The following is a 25704-nucleotide window of genomic DNA, read 5'->3' as shown; positions in this document are numbered from 1 at the left end:
TATAATCATTGTTTAGACAGGCAGGGAAACGCAAACTATTGTTTCTTGCTGCGGCAAACTTTCTATTTTAAATTCTCCTCCGTGCAATTCTACAAGGCGTTGAACAATAGCCAGGCCCAATCCCAAACCTGCTTGTTGGTAAAGTTTGCGATCGAACTGCCTGTAAGCTTCTAGCTGTGCAATCTGATCGGTAGTCATGCCGCGGCCTTTGTCTTTGACAGACAGAATAAAAGTCTGATTTTCGACGAAAGTGCTTAATAAAACTGGCGTTCCTTCTAATGAAAACTTGAAGGCATTGTCCAATAGTTCTTCAACAATTTTTGCGAGTCTGACAGAATCCATAGCTACCGACGAATCTTGCAAGTTTAATTGTAAATCTTCTGTTCTATTCGCGTGTTTTGCTTGCTGCCGCGCTTTTTGACTCAGCAAAGATTTTACACAGCTAAATTCGCTATTTCGCATCTCCTTTAGCAGTTCGGGATTTGTGGCTGCTATCTCCAGTTCGGCATACAGCAAAAAGTTCTGAATCAGTCGATACAAGCGATGACCGGAAGTTTGAATTTGACCGATCATCTCTAAGATATCTGATTCCTCTAAGACCTGATATTCGGACAGAATCAGCTCAGAAAAACCCAGAATTGCATTCAAAGGAGTCCGCAATTCGTGGGGCAGCGACATACTAATATTAGTGCGTAATTCGTCTAGCGTCTTTTGAGATTGTCGGCTAATTGTTTTTTGTTTTTCAAGTCTAATAGCAATGGCTTTTAGCAGTTCTTGGGGCGTACACGGCTTAGTAATGTAATCGTCAGCTCCCAGTTCCATGCCCGTGCGAACGTCAACTTTATCGGCTTTGGCTGTGAGGAAAATAAACGGAATTGTGGCAGTCAAGGGTTCGGAGCGCAAAGCTTTGATGACGCCGTGACCGTCTACTTCCGGCATCATCATGTCGCACAAAATTAAATCCGGAATTTTTTCTATCGCCAATTTGATGCCGACTTTGCCGTTAATCGCTCCTATTCCTTCAAAATTCTCGGCTTCCAGCAACTCTAAAATATTCTCTCTAATCGCTTCTTCGTCTTCTATTACCAAAATCTTAGCCACGGTGATAGCTCCTTTTAGTCAGTAGTTTGTTGGAAAATTCTGGGTTCAGACACTTGATAAGTTTGTTTGTTAGGTGCTTAATTAATCGTTAAGTAGCGGATATGTATAGTTAATAATTCAGTTGGTTATTGATTGGGAGGGCAGATTAGAGGCAAGGTAATAGTGAAAGTTGTGCCTTTTCCTTCTTGACTGTCGATCGCTAGTTGGCCGCCGTGAAGTTCCACAGCCCTCTTCACAATTGCTAAACCGAGACCTGTCCCCGAAATAGTGCCGACATTTGTAGCTCGGTAAAAAGTTTCTAATATCCGCTCTCGATCGGCTTGGGGAATGCCGATGCCCTGGTCTCGAACTTGGAAAACAGCTTCTTTGTTTTGACAGTTGAGGTGCAAGGAAACTGTACTGCCGACGGGGGAATATTTGATGGCATTTGAGAGGACATTTCCCAAGATTTGCTGCAGCAGTTTTTCATCCATTTGAGCCTCGCAGTTGCCGCCTTCATATTGAAAGGCGATCGGGTGTTGGTTGCTGTCGTTGAGCTGCTGCTCTTCTACCAGTTGACGGCAAAATTTTTCGAGGTTTAAGGAAACCGGTTGAAACTGCAAGGTATTGGCTTCGATTTTGCCAATTACGAGGATATCTTCTAATAACTCTGTCATGCGTTTAATTGCTAATTGAATCCGCACAAAATGAGTAGATTTTTTATCTTGAGACCACTGAGAACTGTAATCTTGCAGCAATCCAGCGGAAAATTGGATGGTTGTCAAAGGTGTGCGGAACTCGTGGGAAACCATTGTGACAAATTTAGCTCGCAGTTCTGAAAGTTCCTTTTCTCGTGCGAGGGCTTTGAGAATTTCCGCTTCTGCTCGTTTGCGATCGCTAATGTCACGGGCTTCAGCAATCAGCAGCAAAACTTGTCCTGTCTCATTTTTAACAGGTTTCAGTGAGAAATCAACTGTCATAATTTGGCCACTTTTGCCTAACAAGTCGATTTCGCTGCGGAAAAACTCGCCGCGACTTGCTTTGCCGATCGCGCATTGCAATTGTTCAGAAACCTGTGGCGACTGGGCCCAAATCGCCATTTCCCACATCGGGCGGCCCACAATACCCTCCGATCGCAATCCGGCAAAATCGAGGGTTGTCTCGTTCACTTCCAGCACAATTCCTTCGGGAGTCAGCAGCTTGGTTAGCTGAAATGATGAGTCAAAAATCGCCCGAAAGCGGCGCTCGCTTTCCCGCAGCATTTGAAAGGTTTGAGAGCGTTCGATCGCGTAGCGGATCGTCCGCACTAATAATTGAGTAGTAATTTGACCTTTAACAATATAGTCTTGAGCTCCCAAGCGAACTGATTCTAGGGCGATCGCCTCATCGTCCAAGCCTGTCATTACCACCATTGGCACATCAGGAGCAACTTCTCGCAGGCGAGTTAGCGTTTCCAAACCGCGGCTGTCGGGCAAAGAAAGGTCGAGCAAAACTACATCAAAGGGTTGTTTACACAGTTGTGCGATCGCCTCATGCAGGAACTCAACAGACACCAGTTCCCACTCGACACCCACAGATACTTCTAACAGTTCTGCAAGCAAATCAGCATCAGCCGGATTGTCTTCTACTAACAGAATTTTAATCCACATAGCTTAGACGTTTTTGACTGTAAAATTTTTACTTTACCAATCTTAGGTTAAACTTTTCCGCTTTCCCATGCCATTTTAAACTTGAAAATTATTATTTGGGAGCTATCACCACCAGCCACCAATCCTTAATCGATCTCACCAGCTTAGCGACTTGACTAAAATCGATAAGCTTAGTGATGTAGTACCGGGCTGACAGGGCATAAAACTTGAGCATCTCTTCATCGACTGCTGAGGTTGTCATAATTACCACCGGAATCATTTTTAACTTGAGTGCTGAGTTGATTTATATCAATATTTCTAACTCTTTTTTTTAGGCAAAATCAAGTTAAGCAGAATTAAATTAGGACGAGACTCCGAACAGAAAAGCCTGCTTCTTCAATAAACTTCTTGCTTCTACCATATCTTATACTATTTGCAAATGGTTCAAAATTGGCTTGTCGCCAGCTTTTATAAAGTCCATTCAGCCTCGCTGAGCAAATCATCCACCAGCAGAATTTCCATAGGTTAAAAGTTTTTAGAAGGCTCACAAGCAAAGCATCTGTTCGTTTAATTTAGAGGAAGTTTGACGACTGCCAGCCAGAACTCCTCAATTAACCTGACTACTTTAGTAAATTCTACGAAGTCTACTGGTTTTGTTATGTAACAGTTGGCGTGGAGGGAGTATGACTTAAAAATATCTTCGGGGGCTGCTGAAGTGCTGAGGATCACTACAGGGATTAATTTTAAGGTTGGGTCAGTTTTAATTTCTTCTAGCACTTCAATACCGCTTTTTTTCGGCAGATGCAAATCGAGCAAAATCAAATCGGGACGAGGTACCCTAAGATAGGGTTCTTTTCGCCGCAAAAACTTGATTGCTTCGACTCCATCCTCCACAAAATGCAAGTTATTCAATATTTTACCCTGATTGAGGACTTCTATTGCCAAATCGGCATCGCTGGGAGAATCCTCAATCAGCAGAATCTCTATAGGTCTAACAGTGCTTCGATCGCTCATAATCGGCGTATCCTTTAAAGTATAAAAACAAAATGGAACTTTGAGGCTTCAGGTACTAATTATAGGAATAGTGAAGTAAAAAGTCGCTCCTTTTCCCTCCTGAGATTCCACCCAAATCCGACCGCCGTGGCGTTCAACAATGCGCTTGCACATCGCCAAACCTATACCAGTACCGGAATATTGGCGGCGGGAGTGCAGGCGCGCAAAAATGATAAAAATGCGATCGGCATACTGTGGATCGATGCCAATGCCGTTATCGCGGACACTGAACACCCATTCGCTCTCTTGCCTGCAGGCAGCGATATGAATCAACGGGATATCTTGGCGACAAAATTTGATGCTGTTGGCGAGCAAATTTTGGAATAATTGCACCAGTTGAAATTCATCCGCCATCACGGTTGGCATCGCGTCGCAGGTGATTACAGCTTTTGCTTCGGCGATCGCAATTTGCAAATTGCACATAGTTTGCTTAACCACAGCGTGGCAGTCCGCCTGCTCAAACTCCTGACCCCTCGTTCCCAGGCGGGAATACGCCAACAAATCGTTAATTAACTGCTGCATTCTGGTGGCGCCATCGACAATATAATTAATATACTTATCTGCGCGATCGTCCAAATTTCCTTGATAGCGCTGGGCCAGCAATTGAGTGTAACTGGTAACGGCTCGGAGCGGTTCTTGCAAATCGTGGGAAGCCACATAAGCAAATTGTTCTAATTCCTCGTTGGAACGCTTCAAATCTTCTGTAAGTTGCAGCATTTGCTGCTCTGCTTCTTTGCGGCCTGTAATGTTGTAAACCAAGGCGCAACAAGACAGCAGATTACCCTGAGAGTCCATGACTGGACTGGTAGACATATGAGTCCAAATATCTTTGCCGTCCTTACTTTTGAATTTAAATTCGTGTTGTTCAGCAATACCTTGCTTGCGCCGATCGACATTATCAAGAGCTTGTGGTTTTTCCGGTTCGTCCATGAAATCAAAAAGCGACCGCCCGAACATTTCTAATTCACTATAGCCGAGCATTCGCGCCATTGCATGGTTCACGTAAGTAGTGAGGCCATTTCTGTCAATTACCCAAATACCTTCTTCTGCTAATTCAACTATTTGCCTGTACTTGAATTCGCTTTCCTGCAAAGCTCTTTCAGTTAGTTTCCGCTCAGTGATATCTTTCATAAAACAGTGGTGGCCGTTAAATATCCCTTGTGCGTCGCAAGCTTTTACCATCGTTAATTGCTTGTAAAAAAACGAGCCATTTTTCCGAACGCCTCTAGCTTCAACTTCTACTTTGCCAGAAATTAGCATTTCCTGATAAGCTGAGATCATCATCTCAAGATCGCTCGGATGTACGGTGGGCTGCCATTCCATGCCAAGCATTTCTTCCGGTTCGTAACCGCATTTATGAGCGTAAGCTCGGTTAACCTTCACGTAGCGTCCCTCAATGTCCAGCCGCGAAATGCCTTCCACCGCATTTTGCATGGCACTGGTTAGGTCGCGCAGCTCTTTTTCAGCTTGTTTGCGATCGCTAATATCCTGACCGATACCCAAAAAACCGTTAATATTTCCGTTACTGTCAAATAAGGCAGTCACCGACAGCAGTACCGGAAACCGCGAACCATCTTTGCGAATGTAAGTCCATTCATTTTCGTCAGCGATTTTCCGGGACGGTAAGGCAAAAAAGGCTTCCATTCCCCGCTCTATTTTCACTCCCAATTCTTGAGAAAGAACTTCAGCTCTTTTAGCGACCTCCAGAGGATCGTGAATTATTGCTACCGTGACTTTCCCCACCACTTCTTCTTGCGAATAACCTAAAAGTTGCTCTGCCGCCCGATTAAATGTTTTAATTGTACCGTCGGGATCTGTAGAAATAATTGTGTAGTTAGCGCTATTAAGAATTGCATTTTGCAGTTGCGTCAATTCCAACAAAGTGAGTGCTATTTTTTCGCGGTAGGCTATTTCTTTTTGCAATGTCTGGTTAGAAATTTCAATTTGAGCAGTGCGCTCAGCAACTCGATGCTCCAGAGTTTCATTGAGCCGTCGATTTTCCTCTTCTACCTGCTTGCGTTCTGTAATATCAGTAATAGTACACACATAACTTTTAACCTCCCCATTTTCTCCGATTTGACCGACAGCTTGACCGAATACCCAAATGATTTGAGAGTGATTAATGCCTTGGAAGCGGTACTCAGATTTAAACGGCAATTTCTCCTGCGTGGGGCTATACCATTCAGTAAAAACCCGATCGCGGTCGTCTGGATGAATGCCTTGCAACCACCCTTTGCCCAAAGCTTCATCGCAGGTAATTCCCGAAATTTGACACCAGCGCTCGTTGACATACAAGCAGTCTCCTACAGCATCTGCATAAAATATTCCTACCGGCGAAGCTTCAGTTAAAGTTTGATAGCGAGCTTCCGTTTCTCGGCGCTCCATAATTTCTTTTTGCAGTATTGAATCGATCATCCCTAATTGAGTTGGACTGAGGAGAGTTAATGCTTGGGGAACTAAAGGAATTAATGCAAAAGCGGTGTAAGCAGAAATCGCGGCGGTAATAATTTTCAGACTGCCAGAAACCCAATAAACAGGATGCCAAAGCGTCCAAACTTCCATTATATGAGTAGTGCCGCAAGAGATAATAAACGCTGCAAGCAGCCAAAAGATGTTACGGAAGGGCAAGTCTTTTCGCTGACCGATAAAATAAATTAGGGATAGCGGTATTGAATAGTAGGCCAGGGCAATTATAGAGTCTGACACTATGTGGAGCGCGACTAGCTCTCGCTGCCAAAGGTAACAGTAGCCTTGAGGAATATAATTCCCGGTGAATAACAGGTGATTTAAAAATTTCCAAATCATCATAAATGGAATGGGTAATCGAGAATTGGTAATTGGTAATTGGTAATTGGTAATTGGTAATTAGTAATTTAACCCAATGACTTATAACCTATCTCAAATTTTTGAAAGATACAGTCTTGAACGCACCGGGGGCTAAAAACCCGGTTTCTGGTTAGATGCCTTGTTGCCAAACCGAATATTGTCGTAGAAACTGGTTTTTCTTCCGTAACTCTTAATATAGCAATTCTCAATGATGCGCGAGCTGTAGCGAGCTCTAGGTTGGGTAGAACGAAGTGAAACCCAATATTCCCATTTTAGATTTTAGATTTTAGCTTTTCCTTCCTTCTTCCTTATCTTCTAGATAACTAAAGCCTTCTCTCCTAGATAACTAAAGCCTTCTTCCATCCATCTGTTACATCTGTTACATCCGTTGCCGAACTTCTTCCTTCTTCTATAAAAAATGGGGCGAGCCAGAAGCCCGCCCCACCAAAAATTATGCTGTTGCTATTAACCCAACAGCGCCTGAGCCTTAGCTACCACATTATCAACGGTGTAGCCAAACTTTTCTAAAGCAACGGGGCCCGGTGCAGAAGCGCCGAATGTGTCGATGCTTATGCTGTCGCCTTCGGAACCCAAATAACGTCCCCAGCCGAAGCTACAAGCTGCTTCAACTGCCAACCGTTTAGTAACAGCTTTCGGCAGTACAGATTCGCGGTAAGCGGCATCTTGTAAGTCGAACAATTCCCAGCAAGGCATCGAAACTACGCGCACTTTATTGCCTGCGGCGCGCAATTTTTCAGCGGCATCAACGCAGAGGTATGTTTCGCCGCCGGTACCGATTAAAATGATGTCGGGAGTGCCGCCGTCGTCAGACAAAATGTAAGCGCCTTTGGCAGTTCCTTCGATCGAGCTTCCAGCCAAGTTAGGCAAGTTTTGGCGCGACAAAGCCATTAAAGTTGGGCGAGTGCGGCTTTCAACTGCCACTTTGTAAGCGCCGGATGTTTCATTTCCGTCTGCTGGGCGCATTACCAACAAATCGGGAATTACTCGCAGAGAAGCGATGGTTTCCACGGGTTGGTGAGTCGGGCCGTCTTCGCCCAAGGCTACGGAGTCGTGAGTCATTACGTAAATAACTCCAGCTTCCGATAGTGCAGAGAGGCGAATTGCTCCCCGCATATAGTCAGCAAATACCAAGAAAGTGGCGCAGTAAGGAATTAAACCGCCGTGCAGAAGCATACCGTTGGCGATCGCACCCATGCCGTGTTCCCGCACACCAAAGCGCAGGTTACGTCCTTCGTACTGACCTTTTTGGAAGTCTTTTTCACCCTTGAGCAAAGTCATGTTAGAAGATGCCAAGTCAGCGGAACCGCCGATCAATTCAGGTAGGACACCTGCCAAAGCATTCAAACATTTTCCAGAATGATTCCGAGTCGAATCTGCCTTATCTTCCGGGTTGTATGTCGGCAAAACTTTATCCCAACCTTCAGGAAGTTTGCCGGCAACCGTGCGCTCATATTCTGCAGCTTCTGCAGGATATGCTGCTTTATAAGCATCAAAAGCTTTCTGCCATTCTTGCTCAGCTTGAGCACCGCGATCGACTGCTTTGCGGAAGTGTGACAAAGCATCCTCAGGAATCTCAAACGGTGCGTGTTCCCACTTCAAGAAATCGCGAGTTGCTTGCACTTCATCGGTACCCAAAGCAGCACCGTGAGCGCTGTAGGAATTGCGCTTGTTTGGAGAACCGTAACCAATGACGGTGCGGACTTTAATCATGGACGGTTTGTCCGTGACTTTTTTGGCTTCTTCAATAGCTTTGTGAACTGCTTCTAGGTTAGTATCTTCGTCTAGAGCGGTATTGTCTACTGTAATAACGTGCCAGTTGTAAGCTTCAAAACGCTTGCCCACATCTTCAGTAAAGGCCAAGCTTGTGTCGCCTTCAATAGAAATGTGATTGTCATCGTACAAGGCAATTAATTTGCCGAGTCCGAGGTGTCCGGCCAAAGAACAAGCTTCGGCAGAAACACCTTCCATGTGGCAGCCGTCACCCAAAATTACATAGGTGTAGTGGTCAACAATTGTGTGGTCGGGCTTGTTAAACTTAGCAGCGAGGTGAGCTTCTGCCATTGCCAAACCGACGCCATTAGCAATTCCTTGTCCCAGGGGGCCGGTGGTAACTTCTACGCCTTCGGTCATGAAGTTTTCGGGGTGTCCGGGGGTTCTGGATTCCCACTGGCGAAATTGCTTGATGTCGTCGATGGTGACGCTATCGTAGCCGGTCAAATACAGGAGGGCGTACTGTAGCATACAGCCGTGGCCGGCGGAGAGGACGAAGCGATCGCGATTAAACCACTTGGGGTTTTTGGGGTTGAACCGCATGAACCGATCCCACAGCACAAAGGCCATAGGGGCAGCGCCCATCGGCAGTCCCGGGTGTCCTGATTTTGCTTTTTCTACCGCATCGATGGCCAAAAAGCGGATAGAGTTGATGCAGAGTTCTTCGAGTGATTGGGTTGCAACAGCCATAATTCTGGTTTTTATACGTTAAGAGAGAGTGTGTGTGGTCGATTCTGACAGAGGTGCGATGAGCCGAATTCGATCGCTCGCGTTTCTGCTGTTCAGTTTCTATGGAACTGCCGTGAGGCTGCACTACATATCATCTCACCAGTTGCGATCGACAGACAACTTAATTTTTTAATGTTTCGGTCGCTTTGTACACTCGATCGCAAATTGTTATCGGAGATATTTCTGGGGCGAGTGCGGCTCTGTGCGATCGGGTTACGAGAGGGTGTAACTTATTATTTGGCAAATTGGCTCTCAAAACCACCCTGTTATGATAGAGTTTGGTGTTTCTGACATCTTGCAGCTTTGTCACGAACAGGCAAGATGCCTGTTCCACAAAGAGTGAATTTTCTTGTGGGGAGTAGGGGTTGGGCTCTTCTAGCCCACCCGATCGCACGATCGCCAGAATAGTGCAAGATGTCAGATATTTGTAATTTTAATCAGGCAATAACTAATGACTCTCAGTGAAGCCGAAGTCCGCAGTCAAAAAGTAGACGAACTGCGATCGCAAGGCATAGAACCGTATCCCAGTGAATCCTACGCGCGATCGCACACAGCCAAGCAAGTTCGCGAAATATTTAGTCAGCCGGGAAAAGAACTCCAAAACGGAGAAACTGACCCCGAAGAAATTTCCCTGCGATTAGCTGGCCGCATCACTTCCAAGCGAGACAGCGGCAAAATTGGTTTTATCGATTTAAAAGACGCCACAGACAAAATTCAACTCAAAATTGAGAAAGCAATCGTCACCGGCGAAGTCGGTTTGAGCTTTGAACAAATTAAAAAATTGCTCGATGTTGGCGATTTTGTCGGCGTCGAAGGTATCGGCTGCCGCACCCCCAGGGGAGAACTTTCTATTTTAGTGAGGGAATTAAAGCTTTTATCAAAAGCTACCATTCAATTTCCCGATTCTTATTATGGAATTAACGACCCCGAAGTTTGCCGCCGTCACCGCGAAATGGATTTGGCAAGCAACCAAGATGCGCTCAACCGTTTTATGCTTCGCAGCCGCATCGTTCAAAGCATCCGTTCCTATCTCTGGCAAGCCAATTTTTACGAAATAGAAACGCCGACACTGCAAGCTATTTACGGCGGTGCTGCTGCTAAGCCATTCATCACCCACCACAATGCTTTGGAGGTGGATTTGTATTTGCGAGTGGCTCCAGAATTATTCTTAAAAAGAGCAATTTGCGGCGGTTTCGAGCGAGTTTTTGAACTAGGGAAAGCATTTAGAAATGAGGGAATTGACAGCACCCACAATCCAGAGTTTACATCTTTAGAAGTTTACCAAGCTTATGCTGATGTTTTCGATATTTTAACAGTTGTCGAAGACGTGATGTGTTTCGCAGCGGCGGCGGTATTTGGGGATGTCAAAGAAATTGAAAATCAGGGGGAAACGATTAGTTTAGAACGCAAGTTCGACTACAGCGAAAAATATCCCGGTTTCAGCGGCAAACACTGGCAAGTGAAAACGATGGTAGAAGCTGTCAGAGACGAGTTTGAGCTGGATTTTGACACTTTGGACTTGGAAAGTGCGATCGCCTCTGCAACCAAGTTAGAATTGCACCTGTCTAAGTTAGAACAACAGAGTTTAGGTTACGTGCTGTATGCAGTTTTTGACAAATTAGTTGTTCCCAAACTCATTCAACCTACATTCATCATCGACTATCCTGTCGAAGTCAGTCCCTTAGCAAAAGGACATCGCAGCAAGCCCGGATTTGTAGAACGTTTCGAGCTATTTATCAACGGTACAGAATACTCGAACGGCTTCTCAGAATTGAACGATCCGAAAGAGCAAAGAAAGCGGTTTGAGGAACAGTTGGCGCAGAAAAATGCCGGCGATGACGAAGCGCATCCAATGGATGAAGACTTTATTCAAGCGCTATCTTTGGGAATGCCTAACTGTGCCGGAATGGGTATCGGCGTAGACAGATTGGTGATGCTTTTAACTAATACTCAAAGCATCCGAGATGCCGTCATGTTCCCGACAATGCGGCCGGTCAAAGATTGATTGGAGTAGGTTTTTTGCAGATGTCTAATAAGTACATGGGGATTTTTTAACCGCAGATATCAGCGGATTAACACAGATAAACGCAGATGGAATTTCATCTGCGTTTATCTGCCTTTATTTGCGGTTAAAAAAACATTTTTAAGATCACCGCATAAACGAACCGACAACACCGTTCATATCTTCAGCCAAAGGATTTCCCAAAGCCTTAAACTTCCACTCGCTGCCTTCTCGATAGACTTCTCCCATCAACATATTTAATTTTCCTTCATAAGATGGGTCATTTGACAAGCGATAGCGAGCGATTTCTTTCCCGGCGGCATCTACAGCCCTCACAAAAGCATTTTCTACCAGGCCGAAATGCTGTTTTCTCTCTTTTCCATCGTAAATATTTACGCCCAAAATAATTTTGTGATATTCTGCTGGCAAAGAACTCAGTTTCACCACTATTTGTTCGTCGTCTCCGTCTCCAGCCCCCGTGAGATTGTCGCCTGAGTGAACAACTGTTTTGTCCTTTGACTCCAAATGAGAGTAATAAATTACATCCTCTTTGTAGTTCTTTATTTTGCCATTTTCTCCCAGCAGCATAGCGTAGGAATCTAAGTCAAAATTGGCACCGCTGCTTCGACCGAAAAGACCTTTTTTAGCTTGTGCAACATCCCAGCCCAAAGCCATTGTTAATCGGGATAAGTCGTATTCGCTTTTGCTGAGAACGATTGATTGTCCTTTTGTCAAGTTGATAGCCATAGTTTTGTGATTTTGTAAGGTTTATTGTGAAGTTGAATGATTGCCCTAAGCTAGCATTTTGTTTGGCTGCAAAAGCTGTTTCTAGGGTAAGAGATTTTTGATTCGTGCTGATTTTACCCAATGCGGATATTCGGCGGTCAACAAATCGTATAATTCCTCATCGGCAATATGTTCCGGGTCTTCTAAACTAAAGAAATCGGCGTTGTCTAGGTAGCGAGCGCCCATTTCGTCAAGCTGTTCTAAAAAGCTAAAATCGCTGGCTACGGATCTTGCTAACCACCCTCGAACTCCCTTACTTTTGACATCTTTCTGCGACGTGCCGATCGCCATAAACTGCCAAAATATGGGCTCATAGGACGACCATTGTAGCTGCTGCTTGCTTTCCGATTCGTCCGCAGTTTCTCCATCCGTTACAAACATCACGTAGACAGGTCGATCGGCTTTCATAGCTGCGTAGCGCCTGCTACCGCGACCATCAGGAAAATAGAACTTTCTAATTTCCTTCATCACTTTACCGTAGTAAGTACCTCCTTCTAAAGGATACTGTTGCAGTATATGGTGAATGAAGTTTGAGAAATTGTCGATCGACATTTCTCCGGGATTGTGGGGGTTGACTCCAAACAAAAATATGTCGATCGATCCGTTGTCATCAAACCGACACCCCAAAGCCAAAATCTTCTCTGCCAAACGCTGAATTTTTCCTGAACGGTATAGGGAAGACATAGAAGCAGAAATATCGAGGCAAAGCGCTACTTGAGCATCGTGATTTGTGAGATTTGCCTTTTTTAGCGAGATATCGGCTTTCTTAGCAAGATTGAAAATGTGCGGCGCTTTCTCCTGAAGCTTTTTGTCTAATGCTATAGCTTTCTGACTTTTGTGGCTATCTTCAATAACTGGTAATTTAGGCAGTTCTACTGTAATTTTTGCTGGCTTTTCTTGCTGTTGAATCTCAGAATGATACTTGTCAACAAAACTCTGTAACCCTGCTTTATATCCTTGTCCTACGGCCTGAAATCTCCAAGCTGCATCTTTTTTATACAACCGTCCGAACTCGACTGCTGTTTCTTCAGAAAAACCTTCTGTTAAATCATAGCGGGCTAGTTCGCTGCCGGTTTGGCGATCGTACAATCGGATAAAAGCATTTCTGATTTGGCTAAAATTTTGATGTTTAGCTTGTGCGTCGTGAATCGTGACCACAAAAACCATTTCCTCAACAGCAGCCGTTACCTTTTCTAAGTCTACATAAATTGTCTCGTCATCTCCTTGAGTTTGACCCGTTTGATTATCTCCCGAATGGGCGATTGCTCCGTCCGGCGACTGCGAGTTATTGTAAAATACAAAGTATCTTTCATCGGGAATTTTGCCGTCCGAACCTAATGCAAAAACCGAGGCATCGATATCGCAGCTTTGCTGGTTTGAGTCCGATAAACTTCGTTCAGTTGCTATTTCCCATCCCAGGGCGATCGCAACTTTTGTTAAAGTTGGAGATGTTTTAGAAAGATTAAATCTTTCGCCCTTCTTTAATTGAATTCCCATCTGGTTTATCACCTCATGAGTCTGATTGCTTAAAATCGAGGGAAACATTCCTGCTTCCGAATTTCCCCTCGATTTATTTAGCTAGGAGCGATCGCCTTTTTATGCGGCATACTTGTCTACAAAGCTTTGCAAGCCGGAATTGTAGCCTTGTCCTACAGCTTGGAACCTCCACTCACCGTCTTTCTTGTAAAGTCTGCCAAACTCTACCGCTGTCTCCCTAGAGAAATCCTCGTCCAAATCGTACTTCGTTACCTCTGTGTTGGTAGTAGTGTCGTAAATCCTGATAAAAGCATTCCGCACTTGACCGAAGTTTTGCCTTCTCGATTCTGCTTCGTGGATAGTTACCACAAACACAATTTCTTGCACCGCCGGATCGACTTTGGTTAAATCGACTGTAACGGTTTCATCATCGCCAAATCCTTCTCCAGTTCTGCTATCTCCCAGATGTATTACAGAACTGTCCGGCGACTCCTTGTTGTTGTAGAAAACAAAGTATTGTTCGCCGGGAATTTTGCCAGTAGTCCCCAACATAAACACGGAAGCATCTAAGTCAAACGCTGCGCCGGTGTCTGTAGCGTTGATATCCCATCCCAAACCAATCCCGGCATTTTTCAACCCCGGTGCTTCTTTCGATAGATTGATTCTCCCGCCTTTTTCTAAGTTGATAGACATTCGCCCTCCTATTCACAACATCACTGGCGTTACCGATCGCAATTATATCAATTATTAGAGGAGCTTGACAAATTGCTGCTGATACTCGTCTTCTGTCATCAGTTCTTGGGTGCTTTCTACCCTGTCTAAAAACACGATTCCATCTAAATGGTCGTGTTCGTGTTGAAAAATTCGCGCCACAAAGTCTGTCAATTCTTGTTGGTGGAGTTGGCCGTCTCTACAAGTGTATTCTATCTCGATCGCCCTACTTCTCGGCACCAATCCCCGAATCCCCGGAATGCTCAAACAGCCTTCCCAGTCTTTGACTGTCTCTGTTGATGCAGCCACAATCCGGGGATTAATCATCGCTGTGGGCTCCATCTTCGGGGCTTGGGGATACCGCAGGTTGGGACGGGATGCGACGATGAACAGGCGATCGGACTGAGCCGCTTGAGGGGCGGCAATCCCTACTCCGTTCGCGTGTTGTACGGTAGAGATTAAGCTGTCAATCAACTCTTGAATGCGATCGTCCTTAATATTCTCAACAAATTGCGACTGGCGGCGCAATACGGGATTTCCTAATTGTGAGATTTGTAAGAGTTCTGCCATAGTTATTGGTTAGTCGTTATTGGTTAGTCGTTAACTACTGACAAATTATTATTTCCTTCTTCCTTCTTTTTTCTTACTTCTTCCTTCTTATCTAACTTTTTGAATGGGCAAACTCCCCGGTTTAACAGTCAAATTAACTCTTTGCCCGTTGCGGTTGATTTCCATTTGCAACAGACCACCAACCTTAGCATTTTGCACAAACTCCTGAACAGCTTCCGACTGAATAATTGGCTGATTGTTAATTTTTTGAATCACATCTCCAGCGCGCAAACCGCCTGCTGCTGCGGGAGAATTAGGAACTACACTAACAATAGCCACACCCCGATCGACTGCAACTCGCAGGCTGCTATTAGCGTTGCTGTTAATTTGCTCTTTAACCTCTGGAGTCAGCGTCGCCATTTCAATGCCCAAATAAGCGTGTTCGACTTTCCCCGTCGTAATCAGTTCCTTCGCCACCTGTTGCGCCGCCTGAATGGGGATCGCAAAGCCCAATCCTTGAGCACCTTGAATAATCGCCGTATTCATGCCAATAACTTGGCCCGAAGCATTCAGCAGCGGGCCGCCGGAATTCCCCGGATTAATTGCAGCGTCTGTTTGAATAAAACCGACCCGCTTGTCGGGTACGCCCACATCAGAGCTCGATCGCCCCGTAGCGCTAATAATCCCCGCAGTTACGGAATTGTCCAAACCCAAAGGATTGCCGATCGCGATCGCCCATTCCCCAGACAACAGCTTATCCGAATTGCCGATCGCCACCACAGGCAAATTATTCGCCTCAATCTTCACGACAGCCACATCCGTCACCTTATCCGCCCCCAACACCCGCCCCTGATAGCTGCGGCCGTCCCTAAGAGTGACATTGACCGTATCTGCCCCCTCTACAACGTGAGCGTTAGTGAGAATCACGCCGTCGGCCCCGATGACAAAACCCGAACCAGTGCCCCGTTCGATCCCGCCCCGGCCGCCCGAATTCGGTTCTATTCCAAAAAAATCTTCCGGCGACAGGCCTCTATTTCCCCCCGGTTTCACCCGGCGCGAAGCATCGATCCGAACCACTGCAGGGCCAACTTTTGCCACGGCAGCCACAATAAAATTCACATTAGTCCCGTCGCCCGACAAGGAAGCCGGCGGCAAGACTTTGCTAACTCGATCCTTTGTATTAGGAGGCAGTTGCAATTTAGGTTCCAGCGCCCTTTGTCCCGAATCGCCAGAATTTGCACGAAATTGAGAAACCGTCAGACGATCGCCCAACATGGCGGCCCCGGCTCCCGTTACCAGCAGCAATATGTAAATTGCCGGTTGCTTCCAAAATTTGCCAGTAGAACTCTTCATTGCCATGTTTTAAGGCTTTCCTGCCAAATCTAAATATTTGCCGAGCAGCTCCCCGATACCTGGTTTGGGCTGCAGAGCCGCCAAATTTTTGGGCGATGGCGTCCCGCCCCGCAAGCTACGGCAGACTCCCTTAAACTTTAGCATCTGAGGACTAAACTCTCTAGAGTAGAATTAATATCTTGAATGCCGATCGGCAGAGGTGAGCAGTGGACATTCCCCTCGAAAGTCTGTGGAATCAGATACTTGAACGTCTCCAGGTACAACTGAGCAGACCTAGCTTTGAGACGTGGATCAAAACTGCCAGGGCGGAACAGCTCGAAAATAACTGTTTGATCGTCAGCGCCCCCAACCCCTTTGCTCGCAATTGGTTGCAAAAATATTACGTCAAAACCATTGCCGATGCAGTCTACGAAATTCTCGGCTATCCCGTAGACATTTACTTGACCATTGCCGGAGGAAACGAAACAGGCGGCAGCAGCGATTCCGCCATGATTTGGCCCTCCCCCATCGCCGATGTGGAAAGCCACTCGCTTCACCCCCCCAAACCCGCCAATTTAAACCCGAAATACGTATTTTCCCGCTTTGTCGTCGGTTCCAACAACCGCATGGCCCACGCAGCCTCCCTCGCCGTAGCCGAGTCTCCGGGCCGAGAATTCAATCCCCTATTTTTGTGCGGTGGCGTCGGTTTGGGCAAAACTCATTTGATGCAGGCGATCGGTCATTATCGCTTGGAAATTGACCCCAATGCCAAGATTTTTTACGTTTCTACTGAGAAATTTACTAACGATTTAATCGCCGCCATTAGGAAAGATAGTATGCAAACTTTCCGCGATCATTATCGAGCAGCCGATGTTTTGTTAATAGATGATATCCAATTTATTGAAGGCAAAGAATACACTCAAGAAGAATTTTTCCATACTTTTAATACTTTGCACGAAGCCGGGAATCAAGTAGTTTTAGCTTCCGATCGCCCGCCGCAGCAAATCCCACGCCTGCAAGAGCGTTTGTGTTCCCGATTTTCCATGGGATTAATTGCCGACATTCAATTGCCCGACTTGGAAACTAGGATGGCAATTTTGCAGAAAAAAGCCGAGTATGAAAATATGCGGCTGCCGCGAGATGTCATTGAATACATTGCTTCTAGTTACACTTCCAACGTTCGGGAATTGGAAGGTGCTTTGATTCGGGCGGTAGCATATCTTTCAATTACCGGTTTGCCGATGACCGTGGAGAATATCGCCCCGGTTTTGAACCAGCAAACTGAAAGCTTAGAGGCGACGCCAGATGCAGTAATTGCAGTTGTGGCTGAGGAGTTTGATGTTTCTGTTGAAGATTTGAAAGGCATTTCTCGCAGGCGAGAAATTAGTCTGGCCCGTCAAGTAGGGATGTATTTAATTAGGCAGCATACTGGTTTGAGTTTGCCAAAAGTTGGCGAAGTGTTCGGCGGCAAAGATCACACGACTGTGCTTTACAGTTGCGACAAAATTGCTCAGTTGCGGAACACTGACCCGAATTTGGCTCAAACTTTGCGTCAGTTGAGCGATCGAATTAATGTTGTCAGTCGCAAAACTTGAGAAGAAGTCAATCGATTTTAGATTTTAGATTTTAGATTTTAGATTAAAGAATTGAAGCATTGACCCCACGGATAAATTCGGGGGGCAAGTTTCATCGGATACAGGTTTTTTATTTCTCCACGGATGAATCCGGGGGTTTGTATCCTGGATGCTTTCGGTCAGTTGTCAGTCAGTTGTCAGTCAGTTGTCACACCAATGACTCTATGCAGCGATTTCAAGATCCGCATCATCGAAGGGGTTACTCTCCGATAACAGACAATCTCTATGCGTAGCAGCTTGCCTGTGGAAAAACCTGTGGAAAAGTTGCCCTCGGTTTGTGGAAAACTTTACTCGATCGCCCGAAACAGTTTGTGCACAAAAATGGGCGGGCGATCGACCGCAACAGCTTTTCCACAAGTTTTCCACAGGTATTTATTACCTAGAGGTGATGCCCAGCCAGCAGTTAGCTGTTTTTTCCACAGTTTCCACAGGGCGATCGATACAAAAATAGTTCAATAAATTAAAAAAAACAGGCGATCCCTGCGTACCCTACACAGATAGTTCGCCACGCGCGCTGACATCAGAAACCCGGTTTCTACGAAGATTTCTCGTTTTTACAGACACAATTTTGCGTAGAAACCGGGAATAAGCGCCCCATGCTTAAGCCCTACACACAGAAAAACCGACCCGCTGGCTTTCTGTGATACGATTTGTTTCTGTTTCAAATCCGGTTAATTAACCTTCCTACCATGAAATTGGTTTGCACCCAAAGTGACCTCAACGCCAACCTCTCGTTGGTAAGTCGGGCCGTTCCCTCCCGCCCGACACATCCGGTACTAGCCAACGTGCTCTTAGTAGCCGATGAGGAAAATCAGCGGGTTAGCTTGACAGCTTTCGATCTCAGTTTGGGCATCCGTACCAGCTTCGCAGCAGAAGTGAGTGGCGGCGGCAGTTTTACAATACCCGCTAAATTGCTTAACGATATTGTTTCGAGACTCCCGGATGGAGAGATTACTTTAGAAGACGAAGCGGGGGACACCGTAGCATATCTCACTTGCAGTTCTGGCAGCTACCAAGTTAGAGGCATGGGCCCGGAAGAATTCCCAGAATTGCCCGCAATCGAAGCCGGAACAATCCTCAAATTGCCGCCGGAAGCCTTGATAGAAGGACTCAAAGGAACTTTATTTGCTACTAGCCCCGACGAGGCAAAACAGGTACTTGCAGGCGTGCATTTAAAGGTATTGCAAGATTGCTTGGAATTTGCAGCTACAGACGGCCACAGATTGGCAGTAGTTCAAACTGCAAATGAAAAAGCTGAAGGCGAAGAAACGCAAGAAGAATTTGAGGTGACAGTCCCCGCTAAAGCATTGCGGGAAGTAGAAAGAATGCTGGTGATGCGCCAGTGGACTGAACCTGTCACCCTGCATTTTGAACACGGTCAAGTAGTGTTTGAATGGGCAGACCAGCGGCTGACAACCCGCACCTTGGAAGGGCAGTATCCCGCATATCGGCAGTTGATTCCGCCCTCCTTTGAGCGACAAATTACTTTAGAAAGGCGATCGTTCTTAGCAGCAGTAGAAAGAATTGCCGTTTTTGCAGACCAAAAAAATAATATTCTCAAATGCAGCATCGACGAGGAGAATCAGGAAATTACTTTGTCTGTAGATGCTAAAGATGTCGGCTGCGGTAAAGAGTCAATGCCCGCACAAATTTCTGGAGACAGCATAGATATTGCTTTCAACGTGAAATATCTGATTGATATCTTAAAAACGGCTCAATCCCCAGAAATTCAACTGCAATTAAACGGTGCTTTAGCCCCCGTAATTTTCCAGCCTTTGGGTGGAGTCAATGCTACATTCTTGGTAATGCCAGTTCAGCTTCGAGCGTAACCGATTAATAGGGGCGGGTTTTACAAACAATCTCCCCCTAAAATTGCTCGTCTAATAAACCCGCCCCCGCTTGGGCGGTAAATCGATATCGACCAGTCCCCCAGACCTTCAAATCAATGGCAACAAAATTTCAAATTCCGTACCCGTACCGGGAGTTGAATGCAAATTTAACTTGCCTTTATGTTTTTCCGTAACAATTTGATGGGTAATTGCCAACCCCAAACCGGTACCTTTGCCGGCGGGTTTAGTAGTAAAAAACGTCTCAAAAATCCGCCGCTGAATTTCTGGCGGAATTCCCGGCCCGTTATCGGCAATTCTGATGGCTATCCAAGCGTTATTTGGATTTTTTTCGCCTGCTTCGGGGCTAAAGCCGGCATTTTGGGTGGCGCAGGATAGCTGTTTTGAATTTTGTCGATCGCCCATAACATAATTTTGAATTAATTCCGAATTCACGCAGTCTCCGTCAGAACTGTCTATTACCTCGGTTTCAATAGTAATCGCCGGCACAAAATCTTTTTCTTCTTTTACCTCTTCCAAAGCGTCGATCGCATTGCTGATGATATTCATAAATACCTGGCTCAACTGACCCGAGTAACACTTGACTAAAGGCAAATCACCATAGCTTTTAACTACTTCTATTTGGTACTTGAGACGGTTTTTCATAATTAGCAGCGTACTGTCAATACATTCATGGATGTTAGCTTGTTTCAAGTGGGTTTCGTCCATGTGAGAAAAGGTGTGGAGGCTGGTAACGAGTTCGGTCAGCCTCTGTGATGAAACTTTCATACTTTTGATAATTTCCACCCAATCTTCTTGCAAAAAATCAAATTCTATGTGTTTTTTGAGTTGGTTAATTTTTTCGTTTTCACCCACAATGTGTTCGTAAGCAGACAGCAAGTCCATGATGTCTTTCGAGTAGTTTGACAAAAAGCCTAGATTTCCGCTGATGCAGGTGACGGGATTTCTAATTTCGTGGGCGACTCCAGCTACCATCTGCCCCAAACTGGCTAGTTTTTCGGTTTGAATTAGTTGAGATTGAGTTTGCTGCCTCAGCAATTTTGTCGCTAGTTCGTGAATGTTGGATTGGGCTACTAACAGTTCGTGTACATCTAGCAAAGTATAAGTTTGAGGCGACACTTGAACTACAATCGGTTCGTAAAGCAGTTCTTTCGATCGCAACAGCGACTTCCTGGCTGCATCCACGATTAAAGTATTGCTGGGAAAAATTAAACTCTCAGTTTCGGCAAAGCGGTACAAAGCCCTCACAGGTCGCTTTAAAAATAATTCTCGCCCAAAAGGACGGCTGATAAATTCTAAAAATCTCCGCCGGGAAATCATACCAGCAAATTCACCTTGATGGGTCACAATGACTCCCGGTAACAGCGGATTAGCTTCTAACATCTGAGAAATTCGCATTCCCCAATCCGTAGCCTCTACATGAAAATCGTAAAGCGACAATTCTTGGAGAGTAGAGTCTAAACAAAGTGCTCCTAGGTCAGCCTCGGAGATGGGTGGAACTGGTCTTTCTACGCAGGAGGTATTCAACATAAATTCATCAGTACGCTTTTTTGGGGTTATATTGGCTAGCAGACATTCAGCTACCAAAGGTCAGCAGGTAAGTTGCTGAGTGCTTTGACCGGGATCATCCTGACAAACTGCTTTTTTAATTACACAAAAAACTGACTGTAGTAAATGGGATTTTACCACTTAAAGTATGAGGCAATATTAAGTATCACCGAGATAAATGCGCCCTGGCTATGCCTGACTTTATTTTAGACTGACTTGAGGGGTATTAACGCTTGGTTCGACTATTTAATTATTCATTAACCTTGAGTTATTTTTTTAACCTTGTGTTAATAAAATTATTAAGCTGAAAAATATAATTAATGGACAAGAGAGGAAAATCGGAATTGCCCCATCGCCCACCCGATGCACCCCGTCAGGAGACAAGTTAAAAGCAGAAATAGGGGCGATCGCGTCCCGGAGTTTTAGCTTGCAATCGCGATGGCGGGACGCCTTGCAAGCTAGGGCATTTGAGGCGATTTCATCCCATCTCCCCGATCCGGTACTCGCAACCCCCCGTAACGTTCAGCAAGCGACACACCTGCCAGTGCGCCCCCTATAGGTTTGTAGTGAAAACTAAAGTCATCGCTACAAACCAATTTTATAGCAATCGTTATATAAAACAGTTAGGGAGCATCTCATATTTGTAAAAACACTTCTTCTTCCTTCTGACTCTTTCCTCCTGGCTCCTAACTCCTGGCTCCTAACTCCAATTTTGGGCTTGGCTGCTTTCATGGAGATGTTCCCAAAAGTTAGCCTCGCCCGCAATCTGCAAAATCTGCCTTGGCATTTGTTCTACAATCAATTATTGTTAACCGAAAGATCCATCAAATCTGCGACGGTTTGCAGAGTCAATTATTGATTGGCTGTACGAGGCGGATATAAAGAAAACTTCAGTCAAATTCAAACAAGTTTAACCAGTCCAAATCATTCAAGGGATCAGCATTGATTAAATTAGAAGATCTACAAAATCCAGCAAAAAAAAGGCTAAAAAAAATTAACTGGCTGTTAACTTAGTGCTATGCTTTGGTATGATATACAAGGAGTTCTACCAAAGACGTATAACTAAATAGCAATCTACCAGTAGGTGATCGATGCAACCCGCCCTCACGAACCAGTTAAACAATGCTTTTACCCTTTTTCTCAGCTTGTTAGTAGAAGCAATACCTTTTCTGCTGCTGGGAGTTTTATTCTCAGGTTTGCTGCTGGGGTTTGTAGACGAACGCAAACTCGTATCCCGCATCCCGCGAAACCCGCTACTGGGGGCTTTGATGGGCAGTTCGATCGGCTTTTTGTTCCCCGTGTGCGAGTGCGGTAACGTGCCCGTAGCCCGTCGGCTACTGATGCAGGGAGTGCCCGCACCAGCGGCGATCGGCTTTTTGCTCGCGGCCCCCACCATCAACCCCGTGGTAATTTGGGCGACTTGGACGGCATTTCGCGATCAGCCAGAAATTGTAGTTTTGCGGGTGGTATTTTCCCTACTCACAGCCACAATTATCGGCTGGGTGTTCAGCGCCCAAAAAGACTTGCGGCCTCTGCTGCAACCCTCTGTAGCGCGCGCTATCCCCCTGCCAAAACCAGAGTTTTCCGAAAAAAAACTCGTCCAAGCCAACACTCCGCTGCTGTTGCAGTCGGGAACTTTTATGCTGGGTCAGCCGGGTGGAGCGGTGCCGATCGAATCCTTGCTACAAGACGACTGGAAGCCATTACAAACAGACCAAACAGAAAAAACCTCGAAACGTTCCTCCATGTTCCACCGCGTTTCTAAAGAGCGTCTGCGCCTGCTTTTAGATACTATGGTACAGGAGTTGCGCGAATTGGGAGGAGTGTTGGTAATCGGAAGTGCGATCGCAGCCATCATTCAAGTTGGCGCCCCCCGCGAACTAATTCTCAACCTCGGCCAAGGCCCCGTTTCCTCGATTCTAGCCATGCTGCTCTTAGGCGCAGTCGTATCGATTTGTTCTACAGTAGATGCCTTTTTTGCCCTGTCTTTTGCTTCCACATTTACCAGCGGTTCGCTGTTAGCATTTCTCGTTTTCGGCCCGATGATTGACCTCAAAGGCATCGGTTTAATGCTGTCAATTTTTAAAAGTCGAGCCGTAGTTTACATCATTGTCTTGGCAGCTCAGTTAACCTTTTTAATGACCCTCGCTGTAAACTTGCATTTAGGTTAATAAATGAGCTGGGACAGACAACTCATACCCTTTTCGATTGGCGATTTTTAATTATTTTGAGCCACGACACGGAAATCGATATACAGATAGCTATTTTTCCCCTCTTCCTTGTTCCTTATTTCCTCTTGTTCTTCCTTTTCTCTTCCTGCAACGTTCTAGTTTCCAATTCTCAATGACTCTTAAAAAATGAATCTTAAAAAAATTAGCCCCTGGCTGGACGCCCTAGCTATCTTAGCGTGGGGAATACTGCTTCTTAAATATTGGATTACCGGCAAATTAAGCATTCTCATTCACCCCCATTACTTTGGCTTGACTTTAGCTGGAGGAATCGGCTTAATGGTTATTGGGGGTTTAAAAACTTGGGAACTCTTAAAACTCGATCGCACCACAAAGCAATCGCGGACATCACCAGCAAATAACTCTCTCAGAATTACAGAAGTTGAACACGTTACTTTGTTTCCTCCCAGCATCGGCAGCACCTTAATGTTGAGCGTCGCATTAATAGGTTTACTAACAACGCCACGCACTTTTACCAGCCAGACAGCATTAGAACGAGGCCTCACCGAATCTCTGCCAATCACCAGACTGCAACCCCAAGAATTTCGCAATACTACAAAACCCGAACAGCGATCGCTCGTCGAATGGGTGCGGCTGTTAAATTTCAACCCCGAACCGGATACATACAGAGGTCAAAAAGTCAAAGTTCAAGGATTTGTAATTCATCCCCCTAACCTAGCAGAACAATATATGTGGATCGGGCGTTTTATCATTACCTGCTGCGCGGCAGACGCCTATCCGATCGGGTTGCCAGTAAAATTACCGCTCGGTCAAAGCCGCACCGCCTTGACCCCAGACAGTTGGCTAGAAATAGAAGGAGAAACGATAGTAGAAGAACTGCAAGGCAAGCGCAAATTAATCATTCAAGCATCATCCCTCCAACCAATTCCCGAACCAAAAAACCCTTATGATTATTAAAGCCGGAGCAAGCTGGAGATTAAATTTTACCTTTCTGATTTTGGGATGGGCATTCCGGGCCCGTCTTCGGTATGCAAATTAAGATACAGTAAAATTAGCTATAAAAGTGGCAGCAGCATCCTGTAACAGTTGCCAAGCGCAAATTCAGCAACTAGACTCGTAATTAGGAAATAAGTTCTGAGTATATGTCATCAGAAAAAAAATTAGCTATCAAAGGTGCAGCCTGGACGATCGCCAGCTATGGAAGCAGTCAAATTATCCGATTTGGCAGTAACTTAATCCTGACGCGTCTGCTTTTGCCCGAATTATTTGGTCTGGTAGGTCTAGCCTACGTTTTCATCACAGGGATTAACTTATTCTCAGACATAGGCCTGGGCCCAAGCATAATCCAGAATAAGCGTGGGGAAGATCCTCAATTTCTCAACACCGCTTGGACACTGCAAGTTATTCGCAGCTTGTTCATTTTCATGTGTTTGATTATAATTGCCCAGCCCGTTGCTAGTTTTTATAAAGATCCCCGTCTTCTGTGGTTGATTCCAATAATAGGTATAAATTCCCTAATAGGAGGGTTTAAATCCACCGCCACATGCAGCCTAGAACGCAAAATGGCAGTGAAGAAAGTAGTAATTTTTGAGTTGGGCATACAGATTGTTTCTACAACAGTGATGATTGTTTGGGCATGGTTCGATCGCAGCATCTGGGCGATCGTTGCAGGCGGCTTGACTGGAGCTTTAATGGAGGTAGTATGGAGCCATTTTTTGATTCCCGGCAAGTCAAACCGCTTTGCTTGGGATAAAGAAGCAGCTAAAGAAATATTTTCTTATGGCAAATGGATCTTTGTGTCTACGGCTTTGTTTTTCTTGTGTTCTCAAGCCGATAGACTCATCCTCGGGAAAATATTTACTTTAACAATGTTGGGCATTTACGGAATCGCTTTTACCCTGGGGGATATGCCGCGCCAAGTCATCATCGCAATTAGTGGTCGGGTGATTTTTCCCTCAATTTCTATGCTGGCCGAGTTGCCGCGGGAGGAGTTGCGCGCCAAGATACTCAAGAACCGCAAGCTAATTCTAATACCATTAGCCGTAGGTTTAGCAATTTTTGTGAGCTTTGGAGATCAGTTAATTTTAATACTGTATCGGAAAGAGTATGAGGCTGCATCTTGGATGATGCCAATCTTGGCGTTAGGTATCTGGCACACCACCCTGCACAATATAATGGGTTCTTGTCTGCTAGCCGTAGGAAAGTCTCAGTACCCAGCTATAGGCAATCTGCTGACTTTTGTGAATCTATGTATAAGTATACCGCTGGGATACCACTTAAAAGGTAATTTAGGTGCCGTGATTGCTGTAGCTCTCGGCGACCTTCCTACCTATGCAGTAACTAACTACGGTTTGTGGAAAGAAGGACTAAGTTGTTTTTGGCAGGATATTCAATTAACAGGGCTGTTTGTAGGGGTGCTGGCCACTCTACTTTGGTGTAGAGTCGCTTTTGGTTGGAACCTCCCAATCGATAAAATATCACCGATGGATTTAGTTCCAATCAATCAACTGTTTCAGTAAACAA

At 45.4% G+C, this 25704-nt stretch carries 20 protein-coding genes; 8 read left to right on the top strand and 12 right to left on the bottom strand.

Translation table 11 applies throughout. The features are described from left to right. Positions 1–12: 12 nt before the first annotated feature. From QUA62_RS18320 to tkt, 6 genes are all read right to left on the bottom strand, one after another. The gene (locus QUA62_RS18320; RefSeq protein WP_333282855.1) at positions 13–1101 is read right to left on the bottom strand and encodes a response regulator; all 1089 of its coding nucleotides are present in this window, start codon (positions 1099–1101) and stop codon (positions 13–15) included. Positions 1102–1226: 125 nt separating this feature from the next. Beyond that, on the bottom strand, positions 1227–2729 hold the full coding sequence (locus tag QUA62_RS18315) for an ATP-binding protein (protein ID WP_190660991.1): 1503 nt from the start codon (positions 2727–2729) through the stop codon (positions 1227–1229). Between the two features lie 91 nt (positions 2730–2820). Then, entirely contained in the window at positions 2821–2970 is a 150-nt protein-coding gene (locus QUA62_RS18310; protein ID WP_333405781.1) for a hypothetical protein, read from the bottom strand. Positions 2971–3275: 305 nt separating this feature from the next. After that, positions 3276–3722 carry a response regulator gene (locus tag QUA62_RS18305; RefSeq protein ID WP_190660988.1) on the bottom strand — a complete coding sequence of 149 codons (447 nt, stop codon included), beginning with the start codon at positions 3720–3722 and terminating at the stop codon, positions 3276–3278. 48 nt (positions 3723–3770) lie between these two features. Continuing rightward, positions 3771–6566 (bottom strand): PAS domain-containing sensor histidine kinase, encoded by a 2796-nt coding sequence (locus QUA62_RS18300; protein ID WP_445301683.1) that lies wholly within the window; start codon positions 6564–6566, stop codon positions 3771–3773. A 486-nt stretch (positions 6567–7052) separates the two neighbouring features. Next, complete coding sequence (gene tkt, locus QUA62_RS18295) at positions 7053–9068, bottom strand: transketolase (protein ID WP_333405779.1); 2016 nt, start codon at positions 9066–9068, stop codon at positions 7053–7055. Between the two features lie 34 nt (positions 9069–9102). On the opposite strand from tkt, the gene QUA62_RS18290 reads away from it, so the two are divergent. Continuing rightward, positions 9103–9240, top strand: coding sequence for a hypothetical protein (locus tag QUA62_RS18290; protein WP_333405778.1), 138 nt, complete (start codon positions 9103–9105; stop codon positions 9238–9240). Positions 9241–9558: 318 nt separating this feature from the next. Further along, positions 9559–11112, top strand: a complete 1554-nt coding sequence (gene lysS, locus QUA62_RS18285) for a lysine--tRNA ligase (RefSeq protein ID WP_333405777.1) — start codon at positions 9559–9561, stop codon at positions 11110–11112. A 144-nt stretch (positions 11113–11256) separates the two neighbouring features. Here the strand turns inward: lysS and QUA62_RS18280 are convergent, their stop codons facing one another. The 5 genes from QUA62_RS18280 to QUA62_RS18260 all read right to left on the bottom strand — a co-directional run bounded on the left by QUA62_RS18280 (position 11257) and on the right by QUA62_RS18260 (position 15984). Continuing rightward, complete coding sequence (locus QUA62_RS18280; protein WP_333405776.1) at positions 11257–11856, bottom strand: TerD family protein; 600 nt, start codon at positions 11854–11856, stop codon at positions 11257–11259. An 81-nt stretch (positions 11857–11937) separates the two neighbouring features. After that, complete coding sequence (locus QUA62_RS18275) at positions 11938–13392, bottom strand: TerD family protein (RefSeq protein ID WP_333405775.1); 1455 nt, start codon at positions 13390–13392, stop codon at positions 11938–11940. 99 nt (positions 13393–13491) lie between these two features. Beyond that, the gene (locus tag QUA62_RS18270) at positions 13492–14064 is read right to left on the bottom strand and encodes a TerD family protein (protein ID WP_333405774.1); all 573 of its coding nucleotides are present in this window, start codon (positions 14062–14064) and stop codon (positions 13492–13494) included. A gap of 54 nt (positions 14065–14118) precedes the next feature. After that, complete coding sequence (def, locus tag QUA62_RS18265) at positions 14119–14652, bottom strand: peptide deformylase (protein ID WP_333405773.1); 534 nt, start codon at positions 14650–14652, stop codon at positions 14119–14121. Between the two features lie 87 nt (positions 14653–14739). Next, on the bottom strand, positions 14740–15984 hold the full coding sequence (locus QUA62_RS18260) for an HhoA/HhoB/HtrA family serine endopeptidase (RefSeq protein ID WP_333405772.1): 1245 nt from the start codon (positions 15982–15984) through the stop codon (positions 14740–14742). 206 nt (positions 15985–16190) lie between these two features. Between QUA62_RS18260 and dnaA the strand changes: the two genes are divergently transcribed. The 3 genes from dnaA (at position 16191) to dnaN (ending at position 19426) form a co-directional block, all read left to right on the top strand. Further along, entirely contained in the window at positions 16191–17558 is a 1368-nt protein-coding gene (gene dnaA, locus QUA62_RS18255; protein WP_333405771.1) for a chromosomal replication initiator protein DnaA, read from the top strand. A gap of 316 nt (positions 17559–17874) precedes the next feature. After that, on the top strand, positions 17875–18048 hold the full coding sequence (locus QUA62_RS18250; protein ID WP_190734896.1) for a hypothetical protein: 174 nt from the start codon (positions 17875–17877) through the stop codon (positions 18046–18048). 238 nt (positions 18049–18286) lie between these two features. Then, positions 18287–19426 carry a DNA polymerase III subunit beta gene (gene dnaN / locus QUA62_RS18245; protein ID WP_190660964.1) on the top strand — a complete coding sequence of 380 codons (1140 nt, stop codon included), beginning with the start codon at positions 18287–18289 and terminating at the stop codon, positions 19424–19426. Positions 19427–19534: 108 nt separating this feature from the next. Here dnaN and QUA62_RS18240 read toward each other — a convergent pair whose 3' ends face one another. After that, positions 19535–20974: an ATP-binding protein gene (locus QUA62_RS18240; RefSeq protein ID WP_190660962.1), complete on the bottom strand. Its 1440-nt coding sequence runs from the start codon at positions 20972–20974 to the stop codon at positions 19535–19537. A 1109-nt stretch (positions 20975–22083) separates the two neighbouring features. On the opposite strand from QUA62_RS18240, the gene QUA62_RS18235 reads away from it, so the two are divergent. The 3 genes from QUA62_RS18235 to QUA62_RS18225 all read left to right on the top strand — a co-directional run bounded on the left by QUA62_RS18235 (position 22084) and on the right by QUA62_RS18225 (position 25700). Then, on the top strand, positions 22084–23163 hold the full coding sequence (locus QUA62_RS18235; RefSeq protein WP_333405770.1) for a permease: 1080 nt from the start codon (positions 22084–22086) through the stop codon (positions 23161–23163). Between the two features lie 186 nt (positions 23164–23349). Continuing rightward, a complete protein-coding gene (locus tag QUA62_RS18230; RefSeq protein WP_333405769.1) occupies positions 23350–24138 on the top strand; it encodes a TIGR03943 family putative permease subunit in 789 nt (262 codons plus the stop codon). Between the two features lie 185 nt (positions 24139–24323). Beyond that, positions 24324–25700, top strand: a complete 1377-nt coding sequence (locus tag QUA62_RS18225) for an oligosaccharide flippase family protein (RefSeq protein ID WP_333405768.1) — start codon at positions 24324–24326, stop codon at positions 25698–25700. The last annotated feature ends 4 nt before the right edge of the window (positions 25701–25704 follow it).

Origin of the sequence: Microcoleus sp. MON1_C1 (assembly GCF_036701945.1) — a bacterium.
Lineage (GTDB): Bacteria > Cyanobacteriota > Cyanobacteriia > Cyanobacteriales > Microcoleaceae > Microcoleus.
This window is presented reverse-complemented; position numbering and strand designations above follow the sequence as displayed.

Bases quoted from the DNA above. Each gene is read 5' to 3' on its own strand.
- QUA62_RS18315 (WP_190660991.1), bottom strand. From the start codon at position 2,729: ATGTGGATTAAAATTCTGTTAGTAGAAGACAATCCGGCTGATGCTGAT.
- QUA62_RS18310 (WP_333405781.1), bottom strand. From the start codon at position 2,970: ATGACAACCTCAGCAGTCGATGAAGAGATGCTCAAGTTTTATGCCCTG.
- QUA62_RS18305 (WP_190660988.1), bottom strand. From the start codon at position 3,722: ATGAGCGATCGAAGCACTGTTAGACCTATAGAGATTCTGCTGATTGAG.
- QUA62_RS18300 (WP_445301683.1), bottom strand. From the start codon at position 6,566: ATGATTTGGAAATTTTTAAATCACCTGTTATTCACCGGGAATTATATT.
- tkt (WP_333405779.1), bottom strand. From the start codon at position 9,068: ATGGCTGTTGCAACCCAATCACTCGAAGAACTCTGCATCAACTCTATC.
- lysS (WP_333405777.1), top strand. From the start codon at position 9,559: ATGACTCTCAGTGAAGCCGAAGTCCGCAGTCAAAAAGTAGACGAACTG.
- QUA62_RS18280 (WP_333405776.1), bottom strand. From the start codon at position 11,856: ATGGCTATCAACTTGACAAAAGGACAATCAATCGTTCTCAGCAAAAGC.
- QUA62_RS18275 (WP_333405775.1), bottom strand. From the start codon at position 13,392: ATGGGAATTCAATTAAAGAAGGGCGAAAGATTTAATCTTTCTAAAACA.
- QUA62_RS18270 (WP_333405774.1), bottom strand. From the start codon at position 14,064: ATGTCTATCAACTTAGAAAAAGGCGGGAGAATCAATCTATCGAAAGAA.
- def (WP_333405773.1), bottom strand. From the start codon at position 14,652: ATGGCAGAACTCTTACAAATCTCACAATTAGGAAATCCCGTATTGCGC.
- QUA62_RS18260 (WP_333405772.1), bottom strand. From the start codon at position 15,984: ATGAAGAGTTCTACTGGCAAATTTTGGAAGCAACCGGCAATTTACATA.
- dnaN (WP_190660964.1), top strand. From the start codon at position 18,287: ATGAAATTGGTTTGCACCCAAAGTGACCTCAACGCCAACCTCTCGTTG.
- QUA62_RS18240 (WP_190660962.1), bottom strand. From the start codon at position 20,974: ATGTTGAATACCTCCTGCGTAGAAAGACCAGTTCCACCCATCTCCGAG.
- QUA62_RS18235 (WP_333405770.1), top strand. From the start codon at position 22,084: ATGCAACCCGCCCTCACGAACCAGTTAAACAATGCTTTTACCCTTTTT.
- QUA62_RS18230 (WP_333405769.1), top strand. From the start codon at position 23,350: ATGAATCTTAAAAAAATTAGCCCCTGGCTGGACGCCCTAGCTATCTTA.
- QUA62_RS18225 (WP_333405768.1), top strand. From the start codon at position 24,324: ATGTCATCAGAAAAAAAATTAGCTATCAAAGGTGCAGCCTGGACGATC.